21 protein-coding genes and 2 pseudogenes are annotated in these 21040 nt (G+C 46.5%); 6 read left to right on the top strand and 17 right to left on the bottom strand.

The features are described 5' to 3' along the window. Window positions 1-14: 14 nt before the first annotated feature. The 4 genes from QUA40_RS18880 to QUA40_RS18865 form a co-directional block, all read right to left on the bottom strand. On the bottom strand, window positions 15-317 hold the full coding sequence (locus QUA40_RS18880) for a Rieske (2Fe-2S) protein (protein ID WP_333128552.1): 303 nt from the start codon (window positions 315-317) through the stop codon (window positions 15-17). Between the two features lie 142 nt (window positions 318-459). Beyond that, window positions 460-1128, bottom strand: a complete 669-nt coding sequence (locus QUA40_RS18875; RefSeq protein ID WP_333128550.1) for an HAS-barrel domain-containing protein — start codon at window positions 1126-1128, stop codon at window positions 460-462. A 352-nt stretch (window positions 1129-1480) separates the two neighbouring features. Then, window positions 1481-1672, bottom strand: coding sequence for an NAD(P)H dehydrogenase subunit NdhS (locus tag QUA40_RS18870; protein ID WP_293145052.1), 192 nt, complete (start codon window positions 1670-1672; stop codon window positions 1481-1483). A gap of 131 nt (window positions 1673-1803) precedes the next feature. Next, on the bottom strand, window positions 1804-2874 hold the full coding sequence (locus QUA40_RS18865; RefSeq protein ID WP_333128548.1) for an Mrp/NBP35 family ATP-binding protein: 1071 nt from the start codon (window positions 2872-2874) through the stop codon (window positions 1804-1806). A gap of 191 nt (window positions 2875-3065) precedes the next feature. On the opposite strand from QUA40_RS18865, the gene hemF reads away from it, so the two are divergent. Next, window positions 3066-4109 (top strand): oxygen-dependent coproporphyrinogen oxidase, encoded by a 1044-nt coding sequence (hemF, locus tag QUA40_RS18860; protein WP_333128546.1) that lies wholly within the window; start codon window positions 3066-3068, stop codon window positions 4107-4109. 57 nt (window positions 4110-4166) lie between these two features. Beyond that, window positions 4167-4529 carry an STAS domain-containing protein gene (locus QUA40_RS18855; RefSeq protein WP_006631392.1) on the top strand — a complete coding sequence of 121 codons (363 nt, stop codon included), beginning with the start codon at window positions 4167-4169 and terminating at the stop codon, window positions 4527-4529. A 245-nt stretch (window positions 4530-4774) separates the two neighbouring features. On the opposite strand, the gene QUA40_RS18850 is transcribed toward QUA40_RS18855, so the two are convergent. After that, the gene (locus QUA40_RS18850) at window positions 4775-5395 is read right to left on the bottom strand and encodes a chromophore lyase CpcT/CpeT (RefSeq protein ID WP_333128544.1); all 621 of its coding nucleotides are present in this window, start codon (window positions 5393-5395) and stop codon (window positions 4775-4777) included. Window positions 5396-5589: 194 nt separating this feature from the next. On the opposite strand from QUA40_RS18850, the gene QUA40_RS18845 reads away from it, so the two are divergent. Then, entirely contained in the window at window positions 5590-5730 is a 141-nt protein-coding gene (locus QUA40_RS18845) for a hypothetical protein (RefSeq protein WP_333128542.1), read from the top strand. 7 nt (window positions 5731-5737) lie between these two features. Then, complete coding sequence (gene psb29 / locus QUA40_RS18840) at window positions 5738-6451, top strand: photosystem II biogenesis protein Psp29 (RefSeq protein WP_333128540.1); 714 nt, start codon at window positions 5738-5740, stop codon at window positions 6449-6451. A gap of 643 nt (window positions 6452-7094) precedes the next feature. Here psb29 and QUA40_RS18835 read toward each other — a convergent pair. From QUA40_RS18835 to QUA40_RS18815, 5 genes are all read right to left on the bottom strand, one after another. Beyond that, window positions 7095-7625 carry a late competence development ComFB family protein gene (locus tag QUA40_RS18835; RefSeq protein WP_333128537.1) on the bottom strand — a complete coding sequence of 177 codons (531 nt, stop codon included), beginning with the start codon at window positions 7623-7625 and terminating at the stop codon, window positions 7095-7097. 207 nt (window positions 7626-7832) lie between these two features. Continuing rightward, window positions 7833-8735: a M23 family metallopeptidase gene (locus QUA40_RS18830; RefSeq protein WP_333128535.1), complete on the bottom strand. Its 903-nt coding sequence runs from the start codon at window positions 8733-8735 to the stop codon at window positions 7833-7835. A gap of 973 nt (window positions 8736-9708) precedes the next feature. Continuing rightward, window positions 9709-9936 carry a hypothetical protein gene (locus QUA40_RS18825; RefSeq protein ID WP_333128533.1) on the bottom strand — a complete coding sequence of 76 codons (228 nt, stop codon included), beginning with the start codon at window positions 9934-9936 and terminating at the stop codon, window positions 9709-9711. Window positions 9937-9988: 52 nt separating this feature from the next. After that, the gene (locus QUA40_RS18820; RefSeq protein ID WP_333128530.1) at window positions 9989-11515 is read right to left on the bottom strand and encodes a phosphomannomutase/phosphoglucomutase; all 1527 of its coding nucleotides are present in this window, start codon (window positions 11513-11515) and stop codon (window positions 9989-9991) included. 332 nt (window positions 11516-11847) lie between these two features. Further along, window positions 11848-12753, bottom strand: a complete 906-nt coding sequence (locus QUA40_RS18815; protein ID WP_333128528.1) for a D-hexose-6-phosphate mutarotase — start codon at window positions 12751-12753, stop codon at window positions 11848-11850. Window positions 12754-12793: 40 nt separating this feature from the next. Here QUA40_RS18815 and QUA40_RS18810 point away from each other — a divergent pair, with 40 nt between their 5' ends. Further along, window positions 12794-12994 carry a hypothetical protein gene (locus QUA40_RS18810; protein WP_333128526.1) on the top strand — a complete coding sequence of 67 codons (201 nt, stop codon included), beginning with the start codon at window positions 12794-12796 and terminating at the stop codon, window positions 12992-12994. Window positions 12995-13267: 273 nt separating this feature from the next. On the opposite strand, the gene QUA40_RS18805 is transcribed toward QUA40_RS18810, so the two are convergent. The 4 genes from QUA40_RS18805 to QUA40_RS18790 form a co-directional block, all read right to left on the bottom strand. Further along, window positions 13268-14005 carry an SDR family oxidoreductase gene (locus tag QUA40_RS18805; RefSeq protein ID WP_333128524.1) on the bottom strand — a complete coding sequence of 246 codons (738 nt, stop codon included), beginning with the start codon at window positions 14003-14005 and terminating at the stop codon, window positions 13268-13270. A 59-nt stretch (window positions 14006-14064) separates the two neighbouring features. Further along, complete coding sequence (locus tag QUA40_RS18800) at window positions 14065-15126, bottom strand: NADH:flavin oxidoreductase/NADH oxidase (RefSeq protein ID WP_333128521.1); 1062 nt, start codon at window positions 15124-15126, stop codon at window positions 14065-14067. Between the two features lie 36 nt (window positions 15127-15162). After that, window positions 15163-15462: a glutathione S-transferase domain-containing protein gene (locus QUA40_RS18795; RefSeq protein ID WP_333128519.1), complete on the bottom strand. Its 300-nt coding sequence runs from the start codon at window positions 15460-15462 to the stop codon at window positions 15163-15165. A gap of 228 nt (window positions 15463-15690) precedes the next feature. Continuing rightward, window positions 15691-16785 carry an acyltransferase gene (locus tag QUA40_RS18790; protein WP_333128517.1) on the bottom strand — a complete coding sequence of 365 codons (1095 nt, stop codon included), beginning with the start codon at window positions 16783-16785 and terminating at the stop codon, window positions 15691-15693. Window positions 16786-16903: 118 nt separating this feature from the next. Here QUA40_RS18790 and QUA40_RS18785 point away from each other — a divergent pair, with 118 nt between their 5' ends. Beyond that, the gene (locus tag QUA40_RS18785) at window positions 16904-19219 is read left to right on the top strand and encodes a cation:proton antiporter domain-containing protein (RefSeq protein ID WP_333128562.1); all 2316 of its coding nucleotides are present in this window, start codon (window positions 16904-16906) and stop codon (window positions 19217-19219) included. A gap of 107 nt (window positions 19220-19326) precedes the next feature. Here QUA40_RS18785 and QUA40_RS18780 read toward each other — a convergent pair whose 3' ends face one another. The 3 genes and pseudogenes from QUA40_RS18780 to QUA40_RS18770 all read right to left on the bottom strand — a co-directional run. After that, window positions 19327-19539 (bottom strand): Hfq-related RNA-binding protein, encoded by a 213-nt coding sequence (locus tag QUA40_RS18780; protein WP_333128515.1) that lies wholly within the window; start codon window positions 19537-19539, stop codon window positions 19327-19329. Window positions 19540-19847: 308 nt separating this feature from the next. Next, a pseudogene (locus QUA40_RS18775) lies at window positions 19848-20489 on the bottom strand (IS5 family transposase); the annotation flags it as partial. 25 nt (window positions 20490-20514) lie between these two features. Continuing rightward, window positions 20515-21040 (bottom strand): annotated as a pseudogene (locus QUA40_RS18770) (ISKra4 family transposase); the annotation flags it as partial.

Here is a 21040-nt window from a genome sequence, read left to right as displayed (position 1 = left end):
CGACTAACGCATAACTAATCTATCTCGACAAAAACGTGATCGCCCTCAATTTTTACCGGATAAGATTCCAGGGAATCGCCTAGTGCATTCAAACATTTACCAGTATCTAACTTGTACTGATATTTGTGAAATGGACAGGTAATGATACCGCTGCTTACCTTACCCATGTCGATCGGATATTCTAAATGAGTGCAAGCATTACGGTAACAAGTCACATTCATGCCTTGACGATTCAAAATCACTGAAGTTTCGTCAACTTTTACCTTCAAGACACCCCATTCGGGAACTTGATTCAGCGGTGTTACCTCTACCCACATAAAATATTTTTCCTCACAAAAAACCCGATCGGGACTGACGCAGAACCTAATTATGTAAGGTGCGCTTTGCACACCTTACTGCTATCCGTAGCGTGTCAAGCCACTTTTGCGTAAGTCCAGATTATCTTATTCCAGCTTTTCCCTACGGATGAATCTGACTCAAAATTACCCGCAACCTGTCATAATCATCCTTCAACAAAACACTCAAACTCCTCCCCGCTTCCACTAACCAAGATCGATCGCGCATCCGCAACTGATAAATCTCCCGAATCGCCGCCGCCGTCAGCGCATCCACCGGCGCATTAGTCACCCCCAGCAGCGTCCTCAAAAAATCCAATTGTACGGTAAAATCAATCACCTCATCCGGTTCGCAGCGATAAACCGCCTGGTGAATTTGCGGCGGGCGCGGCGGCAAATACTGATAAAATTTACCCCTCGATGGGCCGTGACCGTTCAACCTTTCCGGCGCAGTCTCAAACCCCACAATCGCCACTCGAAACTCGGTTTTGAGCATCGCAAAAATCTGCGGTTGTTCTTCCCGCAACTCTTCCAGCGACAAACCCAAAGCGCGAGCTCTGTGCACCGAGTCGATCGGGCTAGTCGTAGCGTAATAAACCACGCCGTAGATTTGATTTTTCGACTCTTCATCCTCGGCCTTCACCCAACTCCCAAAAGGTGGCATCACAGGAAAACTTAAGTCTTCTGGTTCCAAACATTGAGCCAAAAACTCCGAAGTTGCCGTCTCGATTACCTCAGCAATGCGATCGGGATGCCGCTCTTTTGTAGCAAATTGGGGTAATGGTAAACGCATAGTTTTAGTTATTAGTCATTGGGGATGGGGCATGGGGCATTGGTTTTGTGTTACGGCTTTTTCAGCCACAGTGCGGCACGCTTAGAATTTTCCACATTAGACAATATTGCATTCATTCACTGTCAATTGTTGAAATTATCTGCGTTAATCTGTGTCGATCTGCCTTTCATCTGCGGTTGTTCTATCAATCAAAAATTTATGCAATTCAAGTCTCTTGATAATATGAGTAGTCAGAAACCGGGTTTTTTACCAAACTTGAGGGTGATCAGCACGTATTTCGATTAAAAACCCGGTTTCTCGCCACCCTGCGTAAGTCCAAAATTACGAATTACCAATGACTAACGACTAATGACTACTTGGCCCGGCCGGCCGTAGCATCCACAAGTTCCAATTGCGAAAGCCGGAACGTAATCAGCTTGTCCCAATTGCCACCTTCAAACAGTACCGCGACTTTCCCGTCGGTAACTCGCTGGACTTGTCCTTGAAAGGCGTAGTAAATCTCACCCTTATCTTTAACTCGAACTGCCGAACCTGGAAAAATCATAATTCTTTGAATGTTAAGTTTGCTCTTTATAGCTTACCGTTTCTCGTTTCTAGTTCCCAAGCAGAGCCTGAGAACTAGGCAAATCTTCGTCAACCGGAAGACGCTAGGCAAAGCCCAGAAACAAGAGTTTGTTACGCTAAGGCTGCTACGGAAACTTTACCGGCAATGCGGCCCGCGATCGCCCGCAACTCCCTAGCTGAAGCAGAACCCGGTTGCCCCACCACGATCGGCACCCCCGAATCGCCACCTTCCCGCAACGGAATTTCCAGCGGAATGCGGCCTAACAGCGGCACTCCCAACTCAGCAGCAGTCTTTTCCCCGCCACCAGAACCGAAAATATCGTATTGCTTATCGGGCATATCCGGCGGCACAAAATAGCTCATGTTTTCCACAATTCCCAACACCGACACTCCCAACTGCTGGAACATCTTTAAACCCTTGCGAGAGTCCAACAAAGCCACAGTCTGCGGCGTCGTCACGATCACCACACCAGCCATCGGCACCGCTTGCGCCATTGTCAACTGCGCGTCTCCAGTACCCGGAGGCATATCGACAATCAAATAGTCTAAATCGCCCCAATTCACCTGATAGAGGAACTGCCGAATGATCCCGTTTAACATCGGGCCGCGCCAAATGACGGGCTGGTCTTTGTCAATTAAAAACGCCATCGACACCAATTTGACGCCGTAGTTGAAGGCTGGTTCGAGGCTTTCCCGGCTTTTTCCGTCCCTAACCATCACTTTCGCGTCCCCCAAACCCATCATATTCGGGTCGTTGGGCCCATATATATCCGCATCCAGCAAACCCACCTTAGCGCCGGTTTGTGCCAGCGCTACTGCCACGTTTACCGCCACCGTGCTTTTGCCGACGCCGCCTTTGCCGCTGGAAATTGCGATAATATTTTTAACGCCTTCAATGCCTTGGCGATCGACCACTCCCTTCTGCTGCGGCGTCTCGGCTGTCACCTCCACCGCCACTTTTTCGACTCCTGGCAACTGTTTGACCGCTTTTTGGCAATCTTCGACAATAAATTCTCGCAGCGGGCAAGCAGGCGTTGTCAGCACTAAAGTAAAACTGACGACACCGCCGTCAATTTTTATGTTACGAATCATGTTCAATTCCACCAAACTCTTTTGCAGTTCGGGGTCTTGCACAGGTCGCAGGATTTCTAAGACTGAACTAACATCGAGTGTATTGGGCATTGTGTTCTCCACCATAGCTCTGCAATTGGGTTAGCGAATTTTCGATCGCAGGTTTAAGTATATTTTTATTGCTATTTTTTAATGTAACTTCATAGCGATCATTTGCAGACCTACGGTGGCATAATTACAGTGCCGACTGGATTTGGGAATCATCGCCCATCTAAGACTCAAATCTGACAACAGAAAATTTTATGACAGTTTCTACCACACTTAAAACCGCCACTTCTCCGTTTTTGCCGCCCGCTGACTCTAGAGCTAGAGTCAGCCAATTTATGAAAAGCCTACAAGATGAAATTTGTCAATCCCTCGAACAGCTCGATGGCGTTGGCAAATTTAAGGAGGACTCTTGGGAACGCTCCGAAGGTGGCGGCGGACGTTCTCGCGTCATGCGGGAAGGCAATGTTTTTGAACAGGGGGGAGTCAATTTTTCCCAAGTCTGGGGCGAAAGTTTGCCGGCCTTGATTTTGGCAAAGCACCCAGAAGCCGCCGGTCACGATTTCTATGCAACAGGCACTTCGATGGTGCTGCACCCTGGCAATCCCTACTTGCCAACGGTTCACCTGAATTATCGCTATTTTGAGGCCGGCCCGATTTGGTGGTTTGGCGGTGGTGTAGATTTGACTCCTTATTACCCGTTGGCTGAGGATGCAGCTCATTTCCACAAAACTCTAAAAGCAGCTTGCGATCGCCACCATCCCGGATATTATCCGACATTTAAACTCTGGTGCGACGAATATTTCTACCTCCCCCACCGCCAAGAAACCCGCGGCGTGGGCGGACTGTTTTTTGACTACCAAAGCGCTCAAGGCGCGCTTTACCGCGACCATCATGTCAAAGGCAAGGCTGCTGAGTGCAGCAACAACATCGGGGTGCCGGAACCTAGGAGTTGGGAGTCGCTGTTCGCCTTTGTACAGGACTGCGGCCGGGCATTTTTGCCGGCTTACACCCCCATTATTGAAAAGCACCGATCGAAAGAATACGGCGAGCGTGAGCGTAATTTCCAACTTTACCGCCGCGGCCGTTACGTTGAATTTAACTTAGTGTACGATCGAGGCACGACCTTTGGCTTACAAACCAACGGACGCACCGAATCGATTTTAATGTCCCTGCCACCTTTGGTACGCTGGGAATACTGTTACGAGCCAGAACCCAACTCTCCCGAAGCCGAACTCTACTCCAAGTTCTTAAAACCGCAAGATTGGGCGAATTGGATGCCTCAGCAGTCACCGACCTGAGTTAAACTACTGGGACAGTAACCACCGCGATAGATAATAAATTTGAGGGAAGGGTCAGTGATTCATATTGATCAAAAAACCCACACGCTTCAAGACGGTACAACAGTTATCGTCTTAGCACCGACAGGACGGTTGGACATCACTACAGCTTGGCAATTCCGCCTCAAGTTGCAAGAGTGTATTTCCAAACTTAGCCGCCATGTTGTAGTGAATCTTGGTCAGGTTAACTTTATCGATAGCTCTGGCCTGACCTCACTTGTAGCAGGTATGCGGGATGCGGATAAAGTTAAGGGAAGTTTCCGCATTTGCAATGTTCATCCCGAAGCCAAACTGGTGTTTGAAGTCACCATGATGGATTCTGTGTTTGAAATCTTTGAAACGGAAGAAGAAGCTCTAGAGGGGGTGCCGCGCGCAAGTTGACCACTCCCGCTTGCATCGCTTGCGGTGTAAGCGCAATTTAAGCTTGAGGCTCACAAAATGCGCCGGAAGCCTGCACAAGAACAGGAAGCAGGTAAATTCTTGCCAGCTTCCTTATGCTTTCTTCCTTCCTTGAGAGGTTGAGAGGTTCACCAAAACACTAAAGTAGAAGAATAGGTCAAGGTAAAGTCTTGCCTTCTATCCTAGATAGCTAAATCTTTCTTCCTTGTTTCTTGTTGCTTCTTGCTTCAAACCAATATCTCAGAAGCAAAATCCTGACGCTTGACAAATCTAAAAGGGCCCATTAAAGCTCCCCAGATAGCCTTGCCTGTCGTGGGGCTTATTCCTTTGTCGTAGCTGAGAAATTCCTCGCCTGCGGCTTCAAATCCCAAGTCTACTTGGTAATTTTGCCCCCCGTAGGCAAAGCCGCAGCGAGTGCCCTCCGGCAAAGATGCCCGAAAGCGATAGCTGTTTGAGGCTAAATTTTGCACTGCAACCGACAGGGTGCAGCCGGGGAGGAGTTGGATTTGCTCCTTCGTTAGCTTTCCAAGCAAGTCGGGGTTGCAACCGGCTCCTTGGACGGCTGTAATGTCGTTGAACATATAATACTGAGCTTCGATAAGTCCTGGCGCTATCTGTGAGTGCCTCAGTTGCACGATGCGGGGGCGGTATGGCTTGTCTAATTCCAGAATGTTGGCTTGTTCGGCAAACAGGGCAATGCTGGGTTCGGAAAATAAAGGAACGGGTAGTGGTCTTTGCCATAAACGAAGGTGGACGTACCACGCCGGCTCTGCTAGCGCTTGTTCCCGGTTGTCAAATTCGCCCGCCATGTACTGGGCTAAAGCTATTAATTCAGGAGAAATTGTCATGTTTGTTTGATTTTTCACGACTAGGGGTTGACAAGAAAAAATTATTGTGATATGTAAGGCCATATCTAGGCTGGGCAAATCAGAAGATTAGATTTATGAGCGATCCCAGCTAAGCTATGATTGTAAAGATACTGGGGTTTTTCCCTCCTATTGCGACATATTAATTGTTGCTGCCGATCGCGCGTAAAATCTTTTTGATAAAATTTTGTCTCGCAATCCGGCGGCAACGCTTAAAAAAACTGGCACTTATTGTCAGCCCGATCGCAGAATTGACTCCCCCGACTTTACTCACGCCGCGCTGGCACGCCCGCTACGGCAAAATTATTTATCTATAAGACTCAGGTGAACAATAACCGTACTGTTTCAGATACTAAGCGAAGTTTCTATACGATTCACACTCGACCGATCAACTCAATTTACCGTCGAGTGGTGGAAGAGTTGATGGTAGAAATGCACTTGCTTTCGGCGAATGCCGATTTTCAATACGACCCGATTTATGCTTTGGGGATAGTGACAGCTTTTGATCGATTCATGCTTGGGTACGCCCCAGAAGCCGACAGAGTTTCGATTTTTAACGCTTTGTGCAAGTCCCTAGAAGACGATCCAGAGCGGTACAAACAAGACGCTCAGCGATTGGAAAGCTTGGCGGATCGACTTTCCGGGCAAGAGTTGCTCTCGTGGGTCGATCTTTCGACCAGCTTTGAAGATACAGCGGATTTGCAAGCGTCTTTAGGGGCGATCGCCAGCAACCCTCAATTTAAGTACAGCCGCTTGTTCGCGATCGGTTTGTTCTCGCTATTAGAAAAAGCTGACCCTAACTTAGTAAAAGACCAAGAAACGCGAAACGACGCGATCGCCAAAGTCAGTGCGGCCTTGCACCTGCCAGAAGACAAAGTTAGCAAAGATTTAGATTTGTACCGCAGCAATTTGGAAAAAATGGCTCAAGCGCGAATAGTGCTTCAAGATGTCATCCAAGCGGAACGGAAAAAACGCGAAAAGCGAGAAACAAAAGTTACGGCTGGCCCCTCTGCCGACTCTTCTGACAACAACAATTAATGGTTTGAAGGAAGAAGGAAGAAGGAAGAAGGAAGAAGGAAGAGGGAAGAAGGAAAAGAATTTTTTTTCTTTGATGTAACAAATAAAGAAAACTCTTAAATTTTAATTTTTTTTCTTGAATTCTGGCTTCGGTCTTGTGCCTTCTGGCTTCGGCCTTCAGATGAATGTTAGAGGACTAAGGTGAAATGTCACACCACCATCCACTTGTAGGGTGCGTTAGACTCCTTAATTGAACGACTATCGAGGATTTCGGGATAGTAGAGCACCTTACTATATATGATGCCATTTGCCTACGTCCTGTGTTAGTGGCTCATATCAAATCCGGTAGCATCATCGGGCGTAAAATCCAGTCAACAGCGATGCCCTGAGCGAAGCCGAAGGGTCAACACTCACGGACGGTGCAACCGGAATTGATCTAATTTATCTGCGTTAATCTGTGTTTATCTGCCCTCATCTGCGGTTAAAAAAAGAGAATGTATTAACCGCAGATGACAATGGATTGACCCTGATTCACGCAGATGAAGAGAATAGATATATGAATAATTCCGATGCTAACAGATTTGAGATCAGAAACTAAAAATCCCGCTTTCTGAATTGAGCGGGATCGACTTAATCAAAATAGCCGTTGGGAGTGGTACTACGGCTACTGCTCAAAATTAGTGGCGTTAGCTTGCAGCCAAGTGCTTAGCTGTGTAAGAACTTCGTTTCCAGAAGACTTGCCCAAAGCTGTAGGGTTTGGAGTGTCGGGCCTGTCCAAGTTGCGGGCGATCGCTGCGTTGACTTCTTTAGAAATCAAATCGTGAAGTTGCTCTTTAGCCCTAGCCCTTTGAAAGTGAGCGCCCTCTTCCGTCGTAGCGTACAGAGGTGGCAGCCTATTTAAAGCATAAGCTGCAATATCTCCCACATCCAGACTCAGGTCGCTCGTCGCTTCAATTTCGGCAACCCTAGCGATCGCATCGCTGAGTACCAACTCTTCCATAACGTTGATGAACTGTTTGCGTGGCAGAACCACAACTTCGCCAGTCAACAAAGATCCCATCAGACGATCGAGAGCCATGTACTCTTCGATCGACAATTCCGAAGCCGTATTGCAGATCCGTCCCACCTCAGCTTCCATAGACGGCGTTAAATAGCCATCCTGTAAAGCCTGTTCAACAATTTTTTCAATACTCATATATGCGTCCCCGCTCAACGGCATCATCAATAAAGTTTTGTGAAGACGCGATTGTTAGCGTCTTGAGATTCGAGTTTTGAGAGTTGAGTTGAGAAATTTTCTACAAATCCTAACTCAATACTGATAACCCATAAAGTTATCTGCACACCCTAGCCACAAACTTACCCCATAATTGACTGATAAATCCGTCAAAATCAGTAAGAATTCCTACTCAATTCCCTGAAGCCGCCAAGGTACAGGATCGACGGACTGCCCCTGCACGTAAAGTCCCCAGTGTAAATGAGGGCCTGTCGCCGCTCCCGTTGACCCCAGAGCACCAATTACTTGACCGGCTTTCACGACATCGCCTTCCTTGACATCAATCCGGCTGAGGTGCATCAAAATACTTGCTACGCCTTGACCGTGGTCGATACCAACGACGTTCCCGTGGATTTTGAACCCTTGCGATTCGCGTCCCACTAGAGACACCCGACCTGCTGCAGGTGCGACTACAGGGGAACCGTAAGCACCCGCGTAATCAACGCCGCGGTGGTAGTAGTCCTGAGCAAATACCCCATTATAATACCGCCTCACCCCGTAAATAGTGGTGATTTCGCCGGAGTTGGGGCGCAACAATTTGCCGTCCCAAAATTTTTGGGGTGTCACCAGTGCTTTAAATGCGTCTACGCGATCGAATTCAGCATCTGTACCTTCCTCGTCTTTCCCAGGCGGTAGCCAGATGGATTGGGTGGGAAAATCTCGATCGCGCACTTGCACGTTCAACTTCTGCACTTGTCCGTCACCGGAGACTTGAAGAAGGCGCGCACCGGGTTTCTCGGCAGGCGTCGTCGGCAGCAGGGCCCGAAAGCGTCCGTTGCCGATCGGAAACGCGGGGTAGTTTTTTTGTTGTAGAGAAACTTTGGGAGTTTCCCCGCCGTTACCGTCAACCTGAATCATTACTGACAGCGTATCTCCCAGTTCGGGATTTGTTGGCGTCACAACTACCTGCAAAGCTTGCACCGGCAGGGCAAAACTTAGAAGGCCAGCAACAATTCCCCCGCTCGAACTGGCGCTTAGCTTGTTCGCTTTCAACTGCCGCCACCGCAAAATCAGACCTGTAATTATTTCCATACTTAGCCCGCAGTTGCTTCGATTCACAGTCATTACCATCACTAGCTGTCCTTAACCTTTTTCTTGCTGATATATTTTTAACTATCTAGACTAACTATAGCAATCCGCAATAACTCGATAGAAACACCCGTAGGTAAAAAGCTTGGTCAAAGATTTGGAGATGAGACTAACTTAAATCAATACTTAACAACACTCAAAAATTTGGCGTGACGCTCATACTTTCGCACAAATCCCGTTGCCTTCCTCAAGTCGAAGATTTACAATACTTCGGACAGTTTCATGGCCCACGTATAGGTAGCTAGAAACCCGGTTTCTACGAGTTTTGCGATGACTCACGATAAATCTACGAAGAAACCGGGTTTCTGAGGTCGGCGTGCGTCCGCCCCCGCTTGCGTTTTTATGTCGTAGCATCAAACCCTTGATTTTCACTTTTGGCTGATAGTGTGCTTCGTAAGCGTTACTTGCAGCTATTGGAGCGCCCTGAAACCCTTATTGTCAGGCGATCAAAAAGTGTCCGAAGTGTTGCTGCTGTTAAATCAATTCTTTCTGGAGCGTTTACTTTCCTATAATCTTCCTAAAACTCTCTAGTTATTGTAGCCTATTTTTGAGTAATATCAATTCCGGTAGCATCGGAATAGTAAAATTCAGTCAACAGTCAACAATCACCGATGTTGCAACCGGAATATATCTAATTCATCGGCGTGAATCTGTGTTTATCTGCCTGTATCGGCGGTTAAAGAAAGAGAATTTGTCGGGCTGCAGATGACAAGGGATTGACGCTGATTCACGCGCTTGTCGAGATTAGAGAGAGGAATAATGCCGATGCTAACAGATTTGATATGACATGATCCAAATATATTATTCCGATGCAACGGGAAACGATATAAATAGTATTAATTCCCAAGTTTTCAATCTCACATCGAAAAGGGTATGAGATAAAAATTGAGAATTTCTATAATATTCTTACCTCGAATTATAGAGATTCAAAGGTAGCGGTGAAGCCATTTAAGGTTAAGCATTCTTCCATAAATTCCTCTACATCATTGACATTCTCAAGCTGATATTCCATAATCCGTTCACCATCACCTTTCATCTTTTTGGAAGAAAGAGGGGTAGCCGGATATTTATCAGCGATCGCTTTGAAAGCTTTGGAATGGGTATCCCAGCTTTCAGCAGAACATTTTATGATTAAAAGCCACATGATTAAATTCCTCCTTGGGTTTGGTTTACTAATAGTCTGACACCAGTAAAACTTAGCTCGATAGTGCCGAAAAATCAAGGGATTCGGTGGTTTGGAAAAAAGCTAAAAGCCGATCCACTATGCGAGCGACACCACCCTTAACATTTGACTCAACATTCAAAGGCATCACCGGATCATGGAGTGATAAGCGTAACAGAAACCAGCCGGATTCGCTAGCTGACGTGCAGGAAATTCGCAGACCTTCGTAGTTATTGGGAACGATTTTCCAGTCTGCTTGCGTTGAGACAAATTCTTGCAGTTGCTCAATAACGTGATCGCCGTGAGCCTTGAAATCATCTACACCAAGTTTAATCCTAAATTCTGCACTTTCTTCCGGTTCTTTTAAATTCGCAATTAAATCTGGCAAAGATTGTTTTGCTAGCTTTGAATTAGCCAATTCAATCAATATTTTGCTGACCAAATAAGCGCCATCATCCAGAAAGTAATTTTCTTTCAATGCTCCATGTCCAGAGGTTTCAATCGCCAGCCATGATTCCTGGCCGGCTTCATTCAGGCGGATCGACTCGTCAATCACATTTTTGTAGCCCCGTTTAAAGCGATGGTGAATCCCTTTTAAATCTTGTTCGATGAATTGCGTTAATCCATCGGAGGTGATAGAATCGGTGACAATGGTAGAGCCTGGGTGTTCTTGTAATACGATCGCAGAAATCAAGGCAATTAAGCGATTGCGATTGAGTTCCTTGCCAACTCCATCCACAGCCGCACTGCGATCGACATCGGTATCAAAAATAATCCCAAAATCAGCTTGACGTTGAATTACTGCTTGACGAATTGACTGCATTGCCTGTTTATCTTCGGGATTTGGCACATGATTGGGGAAAGTACCATCTGGTTCTAAAAACTGACTGCCCTTGGTGTCTGCACCTAAAGGTTTTAATACTTTATCAACATAAAAACCGCCAGCGCCGTTACCCGCATCCACAACAATTTTTAATCCTGTTAGTGGTTCCTCAAAATTATATGGATGATTGACTGATTCTCGGATATTTTTCACAAATTGGTTAGCATAAACAGAGATGAAATCATGCTTTGTAATCTTACCGGGCGATGCGGCTGGCTGAAAGTTATTGCTTTGGGCTAGTGCTAAGATATCTGTAATATCCGGTTTTTGTAAGCCACCTTTGGCGGTAAAAAACTTTAAGCCGTTTCGATTAAAGGGCAAATGGCTAGCAGTGAGCATAATCGCGCCGTCGCAATGAAAACCAGGGGTAATGGTACTCATAAACATGGCGGGGGTTGAGGCCATTTCAAAGTCGTACACGGTTGCACCAACTGAGGCGATTCCCTCCATGACTGCTTGCATTAAGGTTGGCCCTGATAGGCGACTGTCACGCCCGATCGCGATCGTTAATTCTGCCGCTGGTCTATTGACTTTTTGCACCAGCCAACTGACAAAAGATTTACCTAAGATTGTCGCAATTTCGGGCGTTAGGTTGACTTTTTCATTGGGAACGCCTTCGAGGGCGATACCCCGAATGTCTGATCCATTTTGAAGTTTTGTCCAGTTGAAGTTTTGCATAATAATTGATGGTAAGTAAAAAGATCGGAGTCGGCGGTTAAAACAGATCGTACAAAGTTTCGTTTACGGCTAGACGGTTCGACTCAGCTTCGCCGAACGTCTTTCGCGGATTAAGAAATAAACAGGGGAGAAATTTTGGATTTGGTATTATTAGTCAGTAGGGTGACAGAGTTTTTCAATTCAATCAGCTAATCGGCATTTAAGTTGTATTTAAAGAAACAATCCCAGTTTTGTGGGTGGGATTTGAGCAACGCCCAAAATATCCAATTGAAATGTTGAACCGCTTACTGAAAATTTTTGCCCCATCACCGCTAAGATTAAGCTCTAATTCCTTAGTCGCGTTCAACGCTGTAAATTGCCTGCAAGCGGAACTCACCATGAGGGGGAACTTCCACAATATCTGTAGCTGCATTGGTCGTTTCTACGCAGAGTAAACGCTGATAATCTGCATCATCAAGGTCGGCCATATTTGCAGAAATTGTCACCCAGGGATTCCACACTACGACGGATTTACTACCAGATGATTTAATGCGAATCCGACGATTGAGGGCGCTATCGTCAATGACTAATTCATTGGTGACATCGAGATAAATACGATCGACTTCACCTGTAATTGCTACTGCACCCACTTGAGTTTTTTCCACACCACCATCAGCTTTATCAAGATACTGGCTATTTTCTAAACCCAAAACCTGCACGCGGTTGATATCGCCGACTTGAAAATAGGTGTGGAAAGCTTGGGTGAGGGGAAATGCTTTGTCGCCTAGATTGCGGGTGATTAATTCTACAGTAAGGCTGGTGCCGATCGTAATCACGATCGCCAGTTCAAAGGCTTGGGGCCAAATTGCTCTAGTTTCATCGGTATCCTTGAGTCCGAGAGTGACTTTGGTTGCGCCGTCTGGGGTTGTGGCGGTTTCTAGTACATTCCAGAGGCGATTCCGCACAAACCCATGACTCGGACGCCCCAAGGCTTCGGGATCGGGGCCAAACCAGGGCCAACAGATGGGTATACCGCCTTTGATGGCTTTCCCTTCGGCGTAGTAGGCTTTGTCACTGATGAACATCAAATCTGTGGTTTCGGTGGCTGGTTGAAAGGAGAGCACTTGACCGGAATACACAGAAATTAAGGCTTTGGCTTGACCGTTGTCGATGTGAATCATCGGGAAACCACCGTTTCCGGTGGCGAAGGTGAGGTTCTCGGTAATGCCGTAGTCTGTGTTTAATTGGTCAATACTCATGCTGTTAGCTTGGTGAATTGCTTTACAATTATCCGATATTATGGTGGCTAGATGGATTAGATTGTTGAGTTTGACGGAGGAAGGTGCCATCGACACAACGATGCACTCAGAAGAACGGATGGGTAGTGCCAACCGATCGCGAGGGGATGTGCGATCGAACCAATCGACAGACATTGCTGAGTTATTCGTAATCAAGCCGATCGCGTTTAGCAGCGAACTCGTTGAGGATGGGATGCCCTGATCGCCAACTTCGAGCCAAACTATGAATCAGCAGCAACAGCTTAGGAATGAGAATTAAATAACCTGCAATGCGTGATTTTCTTGTGGGATGGGCCAGAAAGCCCGTCTATAAGGCACGGGCTTTCTGGCCCATCCCACAGGCTTATGCAAATTATTTAATTCACGATCCTTACCTGTGCAACCTCGAATGTAGTGCATTTCACCAGCCATTCGGTCTCCTGTTCAGCCGTTAGGTTAAATTCAGTTGAGTCGATCGACTCTCATGCGCCCCACTTCAGAACTCCTGACGAGTCGGACGGATTATCATTTCGTTGACATCCACATCGCCGGGTTGCTCGATGGCATAGGCAATCGCCCGGGCGATCGCATCGGCATCAATGGCGACTGAATACAACTGATTCACCCCTGATGCCGTATCACCATGAGTGATGGTACTGGTCAACTCAGTGGCAACTGCACCGGGTGAAATGTTGGTAGAACGAATTTCACCGTTTGACTCCAACCGCAGCCCTTCAGAAATCGCTCGCACTGCATACTTGGTAGCACAGTAAACTGCCGCCGCCGGAAATACTTTATGTCCTGCAACAGACGACAAATTGATCACATGGCCAGACTTCTGTTGGCGCATAGTCGGCAGCACCGCAGCGATGCCGTAAAGTACGCCTTTAATGTTGACATCAATCATTTGATCCCACTCATCGACCTTGATCTGGTCAAGGGGAGACAGTGGCATTAAGCCCGCATTATTAACCAGCACATCAATGCGTCCATAGGTTTCCAGCGTTGCGTCCGCCAATGCTTGCACCTGGGCGCGATCGGCAACGTCGGTGACTCGATAGGCAACGGTGCCACCTGTTTTTTCGATCGCAGCCACCAAGTCCTTGAGTCTATCTTCGCGGCGGGCAGCAAGCATCAGTTTGGCTCCGCTGGCGGCTAAACGATGAGCCGTTGCTTCACCTAAACCGCTACTTGCTCCGGTAATAATGACAACCTTGTTTTGAATCTCAGACATCTTTACCCCTGTTAGTTGATTAAATCGGCTCACCTAAAATCGAGCGCAAATCCGCTTAATTACCAAGCGCGATCGTATTGAATTGGAGCAGGCACAGATTGACGTAGTTGCTTCGCAGCCCGCATCGGCCAATAAGGATCGCGCAGCATTTCTCTGGCAAGTAATACCATATCTGCTTGACCTGTACGGATGATTTGGTCAGCCTGGGCGGGTGCAGTAATCATACCAACGGCTCCGGTGGCGATGTTGGCTTCGCGTCGAATGCGATCGGCAAAAATAGTTTGATAACCTGCACCCGTCGGAATCTTTTCACCCGGTACAATTGCGCCTGATGAACAATCGATTAAATCAACGCCCAGTGACTTTAATTTATCGCTGAGTGCAATACTTTGTTCAATGTCCCAACCATTTGGAACCCAATCGGTTGCAGAGATGCGAACCCAAAGCGGTGTTTGATCGGGCAAAACATTTCGCACCGCTTGCACGACTTCACATAAAAACCGGATGCGATGCTCAAAACTGCCACCATAGTCATCTGTCCGTTGATTGCTCAAGGGAGACATAAATTCATGCAGTAGGTAGCCGTGAGCCGCATGAATCTCGATTACGTCAAATCCGGCTTCGAGGGCGCGTTGGGCTGCCTTCACAAAGAGTGTCGTCTGCTTCTGAATGTCTTCGATACTCAGAGCTATCGGGGCGGGGCTATCGGGATCAAATGGAATGGCGCTAGGGGCGATCGAAGTCCATCCTCCTTGAGATTCCGAAAGCACCTCGCCGCCATCCCACGGAGCTGCTGTACTGCCTTTTCGACCTGCATGAGCAAGCTGAATGCCAGCAACCGCACCGTTGCGGTGAATTAACTCGACGATTCGCGCCAAATTTTCAATGTGAGCATCGTCCCAGATTCCCAAATCTTGTGGCGTAATTCGTCCTTCTGGCTCGACTGCCGCTGCTTCTGTCATCACCAGCCCTGCCCCTCCTACTGCTCGACTGACGAGATGAACCAAATGCCAATCATTGGCGAATCCATCAACGCTTGAATATTGGCACATGGGAGAAACTGCAATGCGATTTCGGAAGCTAACGCCAAGTTGATCTAAGGGCTCAAATAAATGCGGCATGGTTGTAAATCCGGGATTTATAAAATGCTAAAGATGTCAAGCACAGACTTTCTTGACGCTGGGAAGTTGACTGACTTCATTCCACCAAGTCCGCAGCGAAGAAGTTTTTGCGATCGTTGCTTCGTACTCTGGGGTCTGGGATAGGTAGGTGAAGACGGGAATTAGGTAGAAATCGGCAATGCTCAGTTCGTGACCGAGCTCATAGGAGTATCCTACAGTTAGGGGCTCGATCGCCTTTAGCGCAGTCTTTACAGGTGCGACGGCAGCTTTCACCTTATCCTCGTTAGTTTGACCCCCGTGGCTAGCCACAATCAGACGCTCAATCGCAATTGACAAAGGTGGCGGGTGCAGAGATATGGCTGCCCATAATCCCCATAATCTGGCGCCTGCGAGGGCTTTTCACTATACAGCTCAAATATCTATAGTGAGTGCGTTTTTGATGACTAAAATCACAGTTTAGGAGCTGGAAGCCGAAAGTAACAATAACCCGTTAGAAGGAGATTAATTTCACAGCAGACAGTATCGGGATTCTTAGCTTCCAACGCCGTCAAACCTTCGGCTTTTTTAGATTCTGCCTTCTGCTTTGGGATGAAACATTTTTTCAACAATATTTTGGCGCAGAAAAACTGTCAATGGTTTTTCTATCAAAGAGTAGAATATGCAACCGAAAACTACGGCGAACAATGCCAGTAGAGCCGGAGCAAAGAAACCGTCGAAATATTTGCCTAAATTCGCCTTTTGCAGAATTTTTGTACTTGCGGAAATCAGCGGCCCGTGGGTCAAAAATATCGAGTAGGAGGCATCTCCCAAGAAGATTAAAAGATAAGGAATTTTCGGGGAATCCTTGAGGTCTATCAAGGTGGCAGCAATGATTAACAGAGCTGCTAGCAATCCAAAAGTAGTGATGCGCTCGATCTCTATTTTTCTCCACGCGACGAGCATTCCTAAAATAACATATCCTAAATTTGCTATCCCAAACACTATCCACCTGTACTTGCCGATCTTATTGTTATATTTAATCACAATATACGCAGCCAAGCAGCCCCAAACAAATTCTAGATTCATATTCCCAAATCCTCGATTCAGCAAGAATAAAGAGCCGGGGAATTTTACAATTTTACAAAATTGTAGAATCGTGACAAATAGCCAAGTCGAAAGTATCGGTACAGAATATTTTGGTTTCAACCAGATAGCTATACTGAACAGGAAGTAAAAATATAATTCGTAAATTAAAGTCCAACCTACATCGAGAATGGGCTTGTCCTTTTGGGGAATCAAGAGAAGCGACACAATTACGTATCCTAAACCTAAATCTTGATTGTTAGCAAAACCTGGAATTACTAGAAAGAAACACAAAACTGTCAGAGTAATTATCCAGTATATCGGATAAATTCTCACGGCGCGCTTAACTAAAAAAGATTTTAACTGGTCTTTTTTACCGATCGCCGAGCGGTGAACGTACACCATAATAAAACCGCTCAATACAAAAAAGTAATCAACACCGCTCTCCCCAGCCAGAAATAAATTAAAAAAAGTAACTTGATTTAATCTTTCCGTACTCATCTGGTTGATGTGAAACATTACCACCAATAAAGCCGCAATCCCTCGATAAACTTGCAAGAGGTTAAGCTTTTTGTGAGGAGTTGAACTCTTTGTCATGAGAAAATACCTGGTTCGAGAGTGGCAGTTGGGCTTGCTACTCAACTATAGTCAACACGCCAAACATAGTCAACACATTAGAGACTATAATATAACTTTATACTTTTTTCATAAAGTTGTGCAAGAAGACTTCCGACTGATCGTTGACTTAGTTCTAGTTCTCGCTGCTGCCGCAGCAGGAGGACTCTTTGCATCGCTGTTGCGACAGCCGGTAATTCTCGGGTATCTCCTGGGAGGGATCGTAGTTGGGCCCGCCGGTTTGGGGCTGATTAAAGAATTAATTCAGGTAGACACCCTGGCTGAATTTGGGGTTGCCTTTCTGTTATTTGCCTTGGGAGTGGAATTTTCTTTCGCCGAACTCCAGAAAGTAAAAGCCATTAGTTTGGGCGGGGGGGGCTTGCAAATTGTGCTGACGATCGCCATTACTACTGCAATTTCCTTGGCTGTTGGCTGGGTAGAATCGCCCGCTCAAGGCGTGTTTTTAGGCTCGATTCTGTCACTTTCCTCGACAGCAGTCGTACTCAAGTGCTTGATGGAGCGTAATGAAGGCGGTACTTCCCACGGTCAAGTCATGCTGGGAATATTAGTAGTTCAAGATTTGGCTTTGGGGCTAATGCTAGCAGTTTTGCCGGCACTTAACCAGCCACCAGAAGCGATCGGCATCACGGTAGCGTGGGCCCTACTGCGGATCGGGTTATTTGCTCTCGGTGCTGTAGTCGCGGGCATTTGGATAGTACCGCAGTTGCTGCGCTACCTCGCGAAAACAGAAAGTCGGGAACTGTTTTTGCTGGGAGTTGTGGTTTTGGCTTTAGGTATTGCGCTGCTTACAGAATATTTGGGTTTTTCGATCGAGATGGGCGCATTTGTGGCGGGTTTAATGATTTCGGAGGTGGAATATGCCGACCAAACTTTAACTTATGTCGAGCCTTTGCGAGATATTTTTGCATCCTTATTTTTTGTCACCATCGGAATGTTAATTGACCCGCTGTTTCTATGGAACCATCTAGAAGTAATTCTGGGACTGGTATTTATAGTATTTGTCGGCAAATTCTTGATCATAACGCCGATCGTCCGACTATTTGGCTACCCGCTAAAAACAGCCTTGATCACAGGTTTGGGCTTAGCTCAAATAGGAGAATTCTCTTTTGTACTCGCTAGTTCTGGCCAAGTTATGGGGCTGGTTTCGCGGGACGTTTACCTGTTAATTTTAGGAACGACAGCCGTCACCCTCGTGCTAACTCCGTTTGTATTGAGAAGCGTGCCGCAGTTATTGAAATGGGCGGAGAATTTCGGGCCTTTGCAGCGCTATTTTGACGAAACATCTCAACCTGTGGCAATAGCTGAAACTTTGCCGGAACAAAATTATGTTGTGGTTTGTGGCTACGGGCGAGTCGGCAGAATTTTAGTCAAAATGCTGCAAAGTCGCAACTGTTCAGTTGTGGTGATCGACGAGTCAGAAAGTAGAATTCAAGAGTGCAGAGTGCAAGGAATTCCTTACATTTACGGGAATGCTGCCAGCTTGCACGTATTGGAAGCCGCCCGGGTGGAACGGGCAAAAGCCATGGCGATCGCCCTTCCCGATCCCATGAGCACTCGCTTGTGTCTGAAGCGGGCTTTAGAATTAGTGCCGGATTTGGATATTGTGGTGCGGGCCAACCAAGATAAAGACATCGAACTGCTTTACCAACTGGGCGCCTGGGAAGTTGTGCAGCCGGAGTTTGAAGCCAGTTTAGAACTGTCTTCCCACTTGCTGGCTGGCATGGGGCTCTCCGCAATGGCGATCGGGCGGGATGTGCAGCAAATTCGCAGCAGCCGCTATCTGGAATTGCGACCACCGCGCGAACCTTTGGCGGTTTCGCGGGATTTGAAAGTGGCGGTTCGAGATATGAACAGCGAGTGGTACAACTTGCCGTCGGGTTCTCCCATTGCCAGCATGACTCTGGAAGAAACTAACCTGCGCCAGTTGACAGGGGTCAGCGTGATGGCGATCGTCCGCGAAGATGGCGAGGAAATTGATTATCCTAACGGCAAAACAGCTTTGCAGTCGGGCGATCGACTTTTTGTAGTAGGAGAACCGGAAGAACTCATCAGTTTTGAGTTGCTGGCGAAGGGGGAAGTTGCAGTCCCGCAGGGCGACAGTTCTTGTCAGTGGCTGAGGCTGCCAGCAAACAGCCCTTGGGCGGGCAAAAAACTGTCAGAGGTAGATTTGCTGGGTCAGTACGGGGTGCAGGTGCGGGCGATCCGCCGGGAAGGGAAATTTACTCGCTGGCCGGACGGAACTACCAATTTGCAAGAAGGCGATCGTTTGCTGCTGTGCGGCGGCTTCTACGAACTCGGCTTGATGCAGCGGACGGCCTCACCGCCGGTGCCACAACCTGCTTTAAAGCTGCCTTTTGTCGCCGCCCAAGTCAGCGAAAAGCTGTTTAGCGATTAGGGAAGGAAGAGGGAAGAGGGAAGAAGGAAGAAGGAAGAGGGAAGATTTGTTCCACTGTCTCCCTCTCCAAATCTCTCCGTCTCCACTCTCCCACTGTCCCAGTCTCCTCAGCCGTTGGGTTTGAGATAAGCAATTGCTGGTCGCCAGATCAGAATTTGTTGGTCTGACGAATCGAGGAGGCAAATGCAGCTATTATCCTGCCAAAAAATTCTGCCCGCTAGCAAGTCGCCGGTAAGGAGTTTAATCTCCACCTGTTGTTTGTCTTTGATGTAACTTTGTATTAAGCGAACGCTGGGCAATCCGGTTTCAAATTCAGACATAGTTCAGAAAAATATAGTCAAATATTACCTTAAACCATATTCTTATGTTTATACGGTTTAAAAAACCGTACTGGCGCAACTACAAGCGCCTCTTTCTCCTCGATCAGGGAGAAACCCATTGGCGGTTACTTTTCGACCCCTATTCATTGAGCCCTTGACATCCGCATTAATTATAGCAATCCTCAATGATTTTCTATATGTAGAGCAAGCTTCAATGATTTTCTGTGTGTAAGTATATTGACGTATTTTGGGGAAATCAAATAGACCTCTTGCAAAAAAAATATATGTTATAATCAGAAGTTTTAAATTTAGCCCCCTAGAGCTAACTCATAATTGTAAATTGCTGACAACAAATTACAACGCAGACCATAACGGCGACGGCGATTCCGATAACGACTCGACAATATTTTAAAAATTTTGAGACTCCGATTAACGTGTTCAATCATAATTCGCTCCTGTGCTAGAACTCGATTGTCGTCTTTTTCTAGACGAGAAAGTTTCCCATTTTTTGGTTTTTTTCTAGGGATATAACTATTAGGGTGATAATCCTTTATCCCTTGATAGCCACTGTCTTGTAAGCTATTTGTTTCGGGATGAAAATAAATTTTACTTTTTTTAAACAAGTTAAAATCGTGGCAATGCCCTGGTCCAAAAGCAGTGGAAATAATTTCTCTCGTCTCTTGATTAATTACCAATTGAGTTTTTAGAGTATGACATTTCTTCTTGCCTGAGTAATATCTCTTCTGTTTTTTTTTAGGTCGTTCAATAGCTGTTTCTGTGACATCCATCACCACGAATTCTGGATAATCAGAGTCTTTGAGTAATGCCTTTTTCCCCGGAATACGGAACTTTCCCGTTTTCATTAAAGTTGATTCGATATCAGTTACAATTCGGCAAATAGTTGATTCAGATACTCCCCAACTTGTCCCAATATGAAAATATGTTCGATGGGAGCATGTCACCTTTGTAGATAAATTAAATGGTGAAGAGACCATTCAGGTATGCACAACGATGGGCTAAGACTTGTGGCACATTCTCTGGTAGCCATTGCGCGCCCGAAATTTTAATTCGTCTGCCAATTTGTTTAACTGCCGACTCGACGGCTCCTGAACCAATTGAACAAATCTCTTCAGCTTGATAATATTGGTAGTTAACAATCCGATGCTGATGTTTTACTAAATAATTACAAAAATTTTTAGCTGCCTGGGAATTGTCCTCAGAAAATAAAGCTTTAGCCTCAGCTACTTTTCCTGACCAAAGCAATGATTTTGCCTGCTCTCACCGTTGATTTGAACCGCCAATTTTGCCTAAGTTTTCGACTAAATGATACCAATCTAGAATCTCTATTCGTTGACTATCCTTACCAATACGACTGATGAGATTCCAAATCCCATCATGCCCATCTCCCACACAGGTTACCGCCACATCAAGATGTTGTTGATTTACCCAATTAATCAGAGCATCATTGTCTTGGAAAAATGCTTCTACACAATTGTTATCT

Origin of the sequence: Microcoleus sp. Pol11C3 (assembly GCF_036701485.1) — a bacterium.
Classification (GTDB): Bacteria; Cyanobacteriota; Cyanobacteriia; order Cyanobacteriales; family Microcoleaceae; genus Microcoleus.
This window is presented reverse-complemented; position numbering and strand designations above follow the sequence as displayed.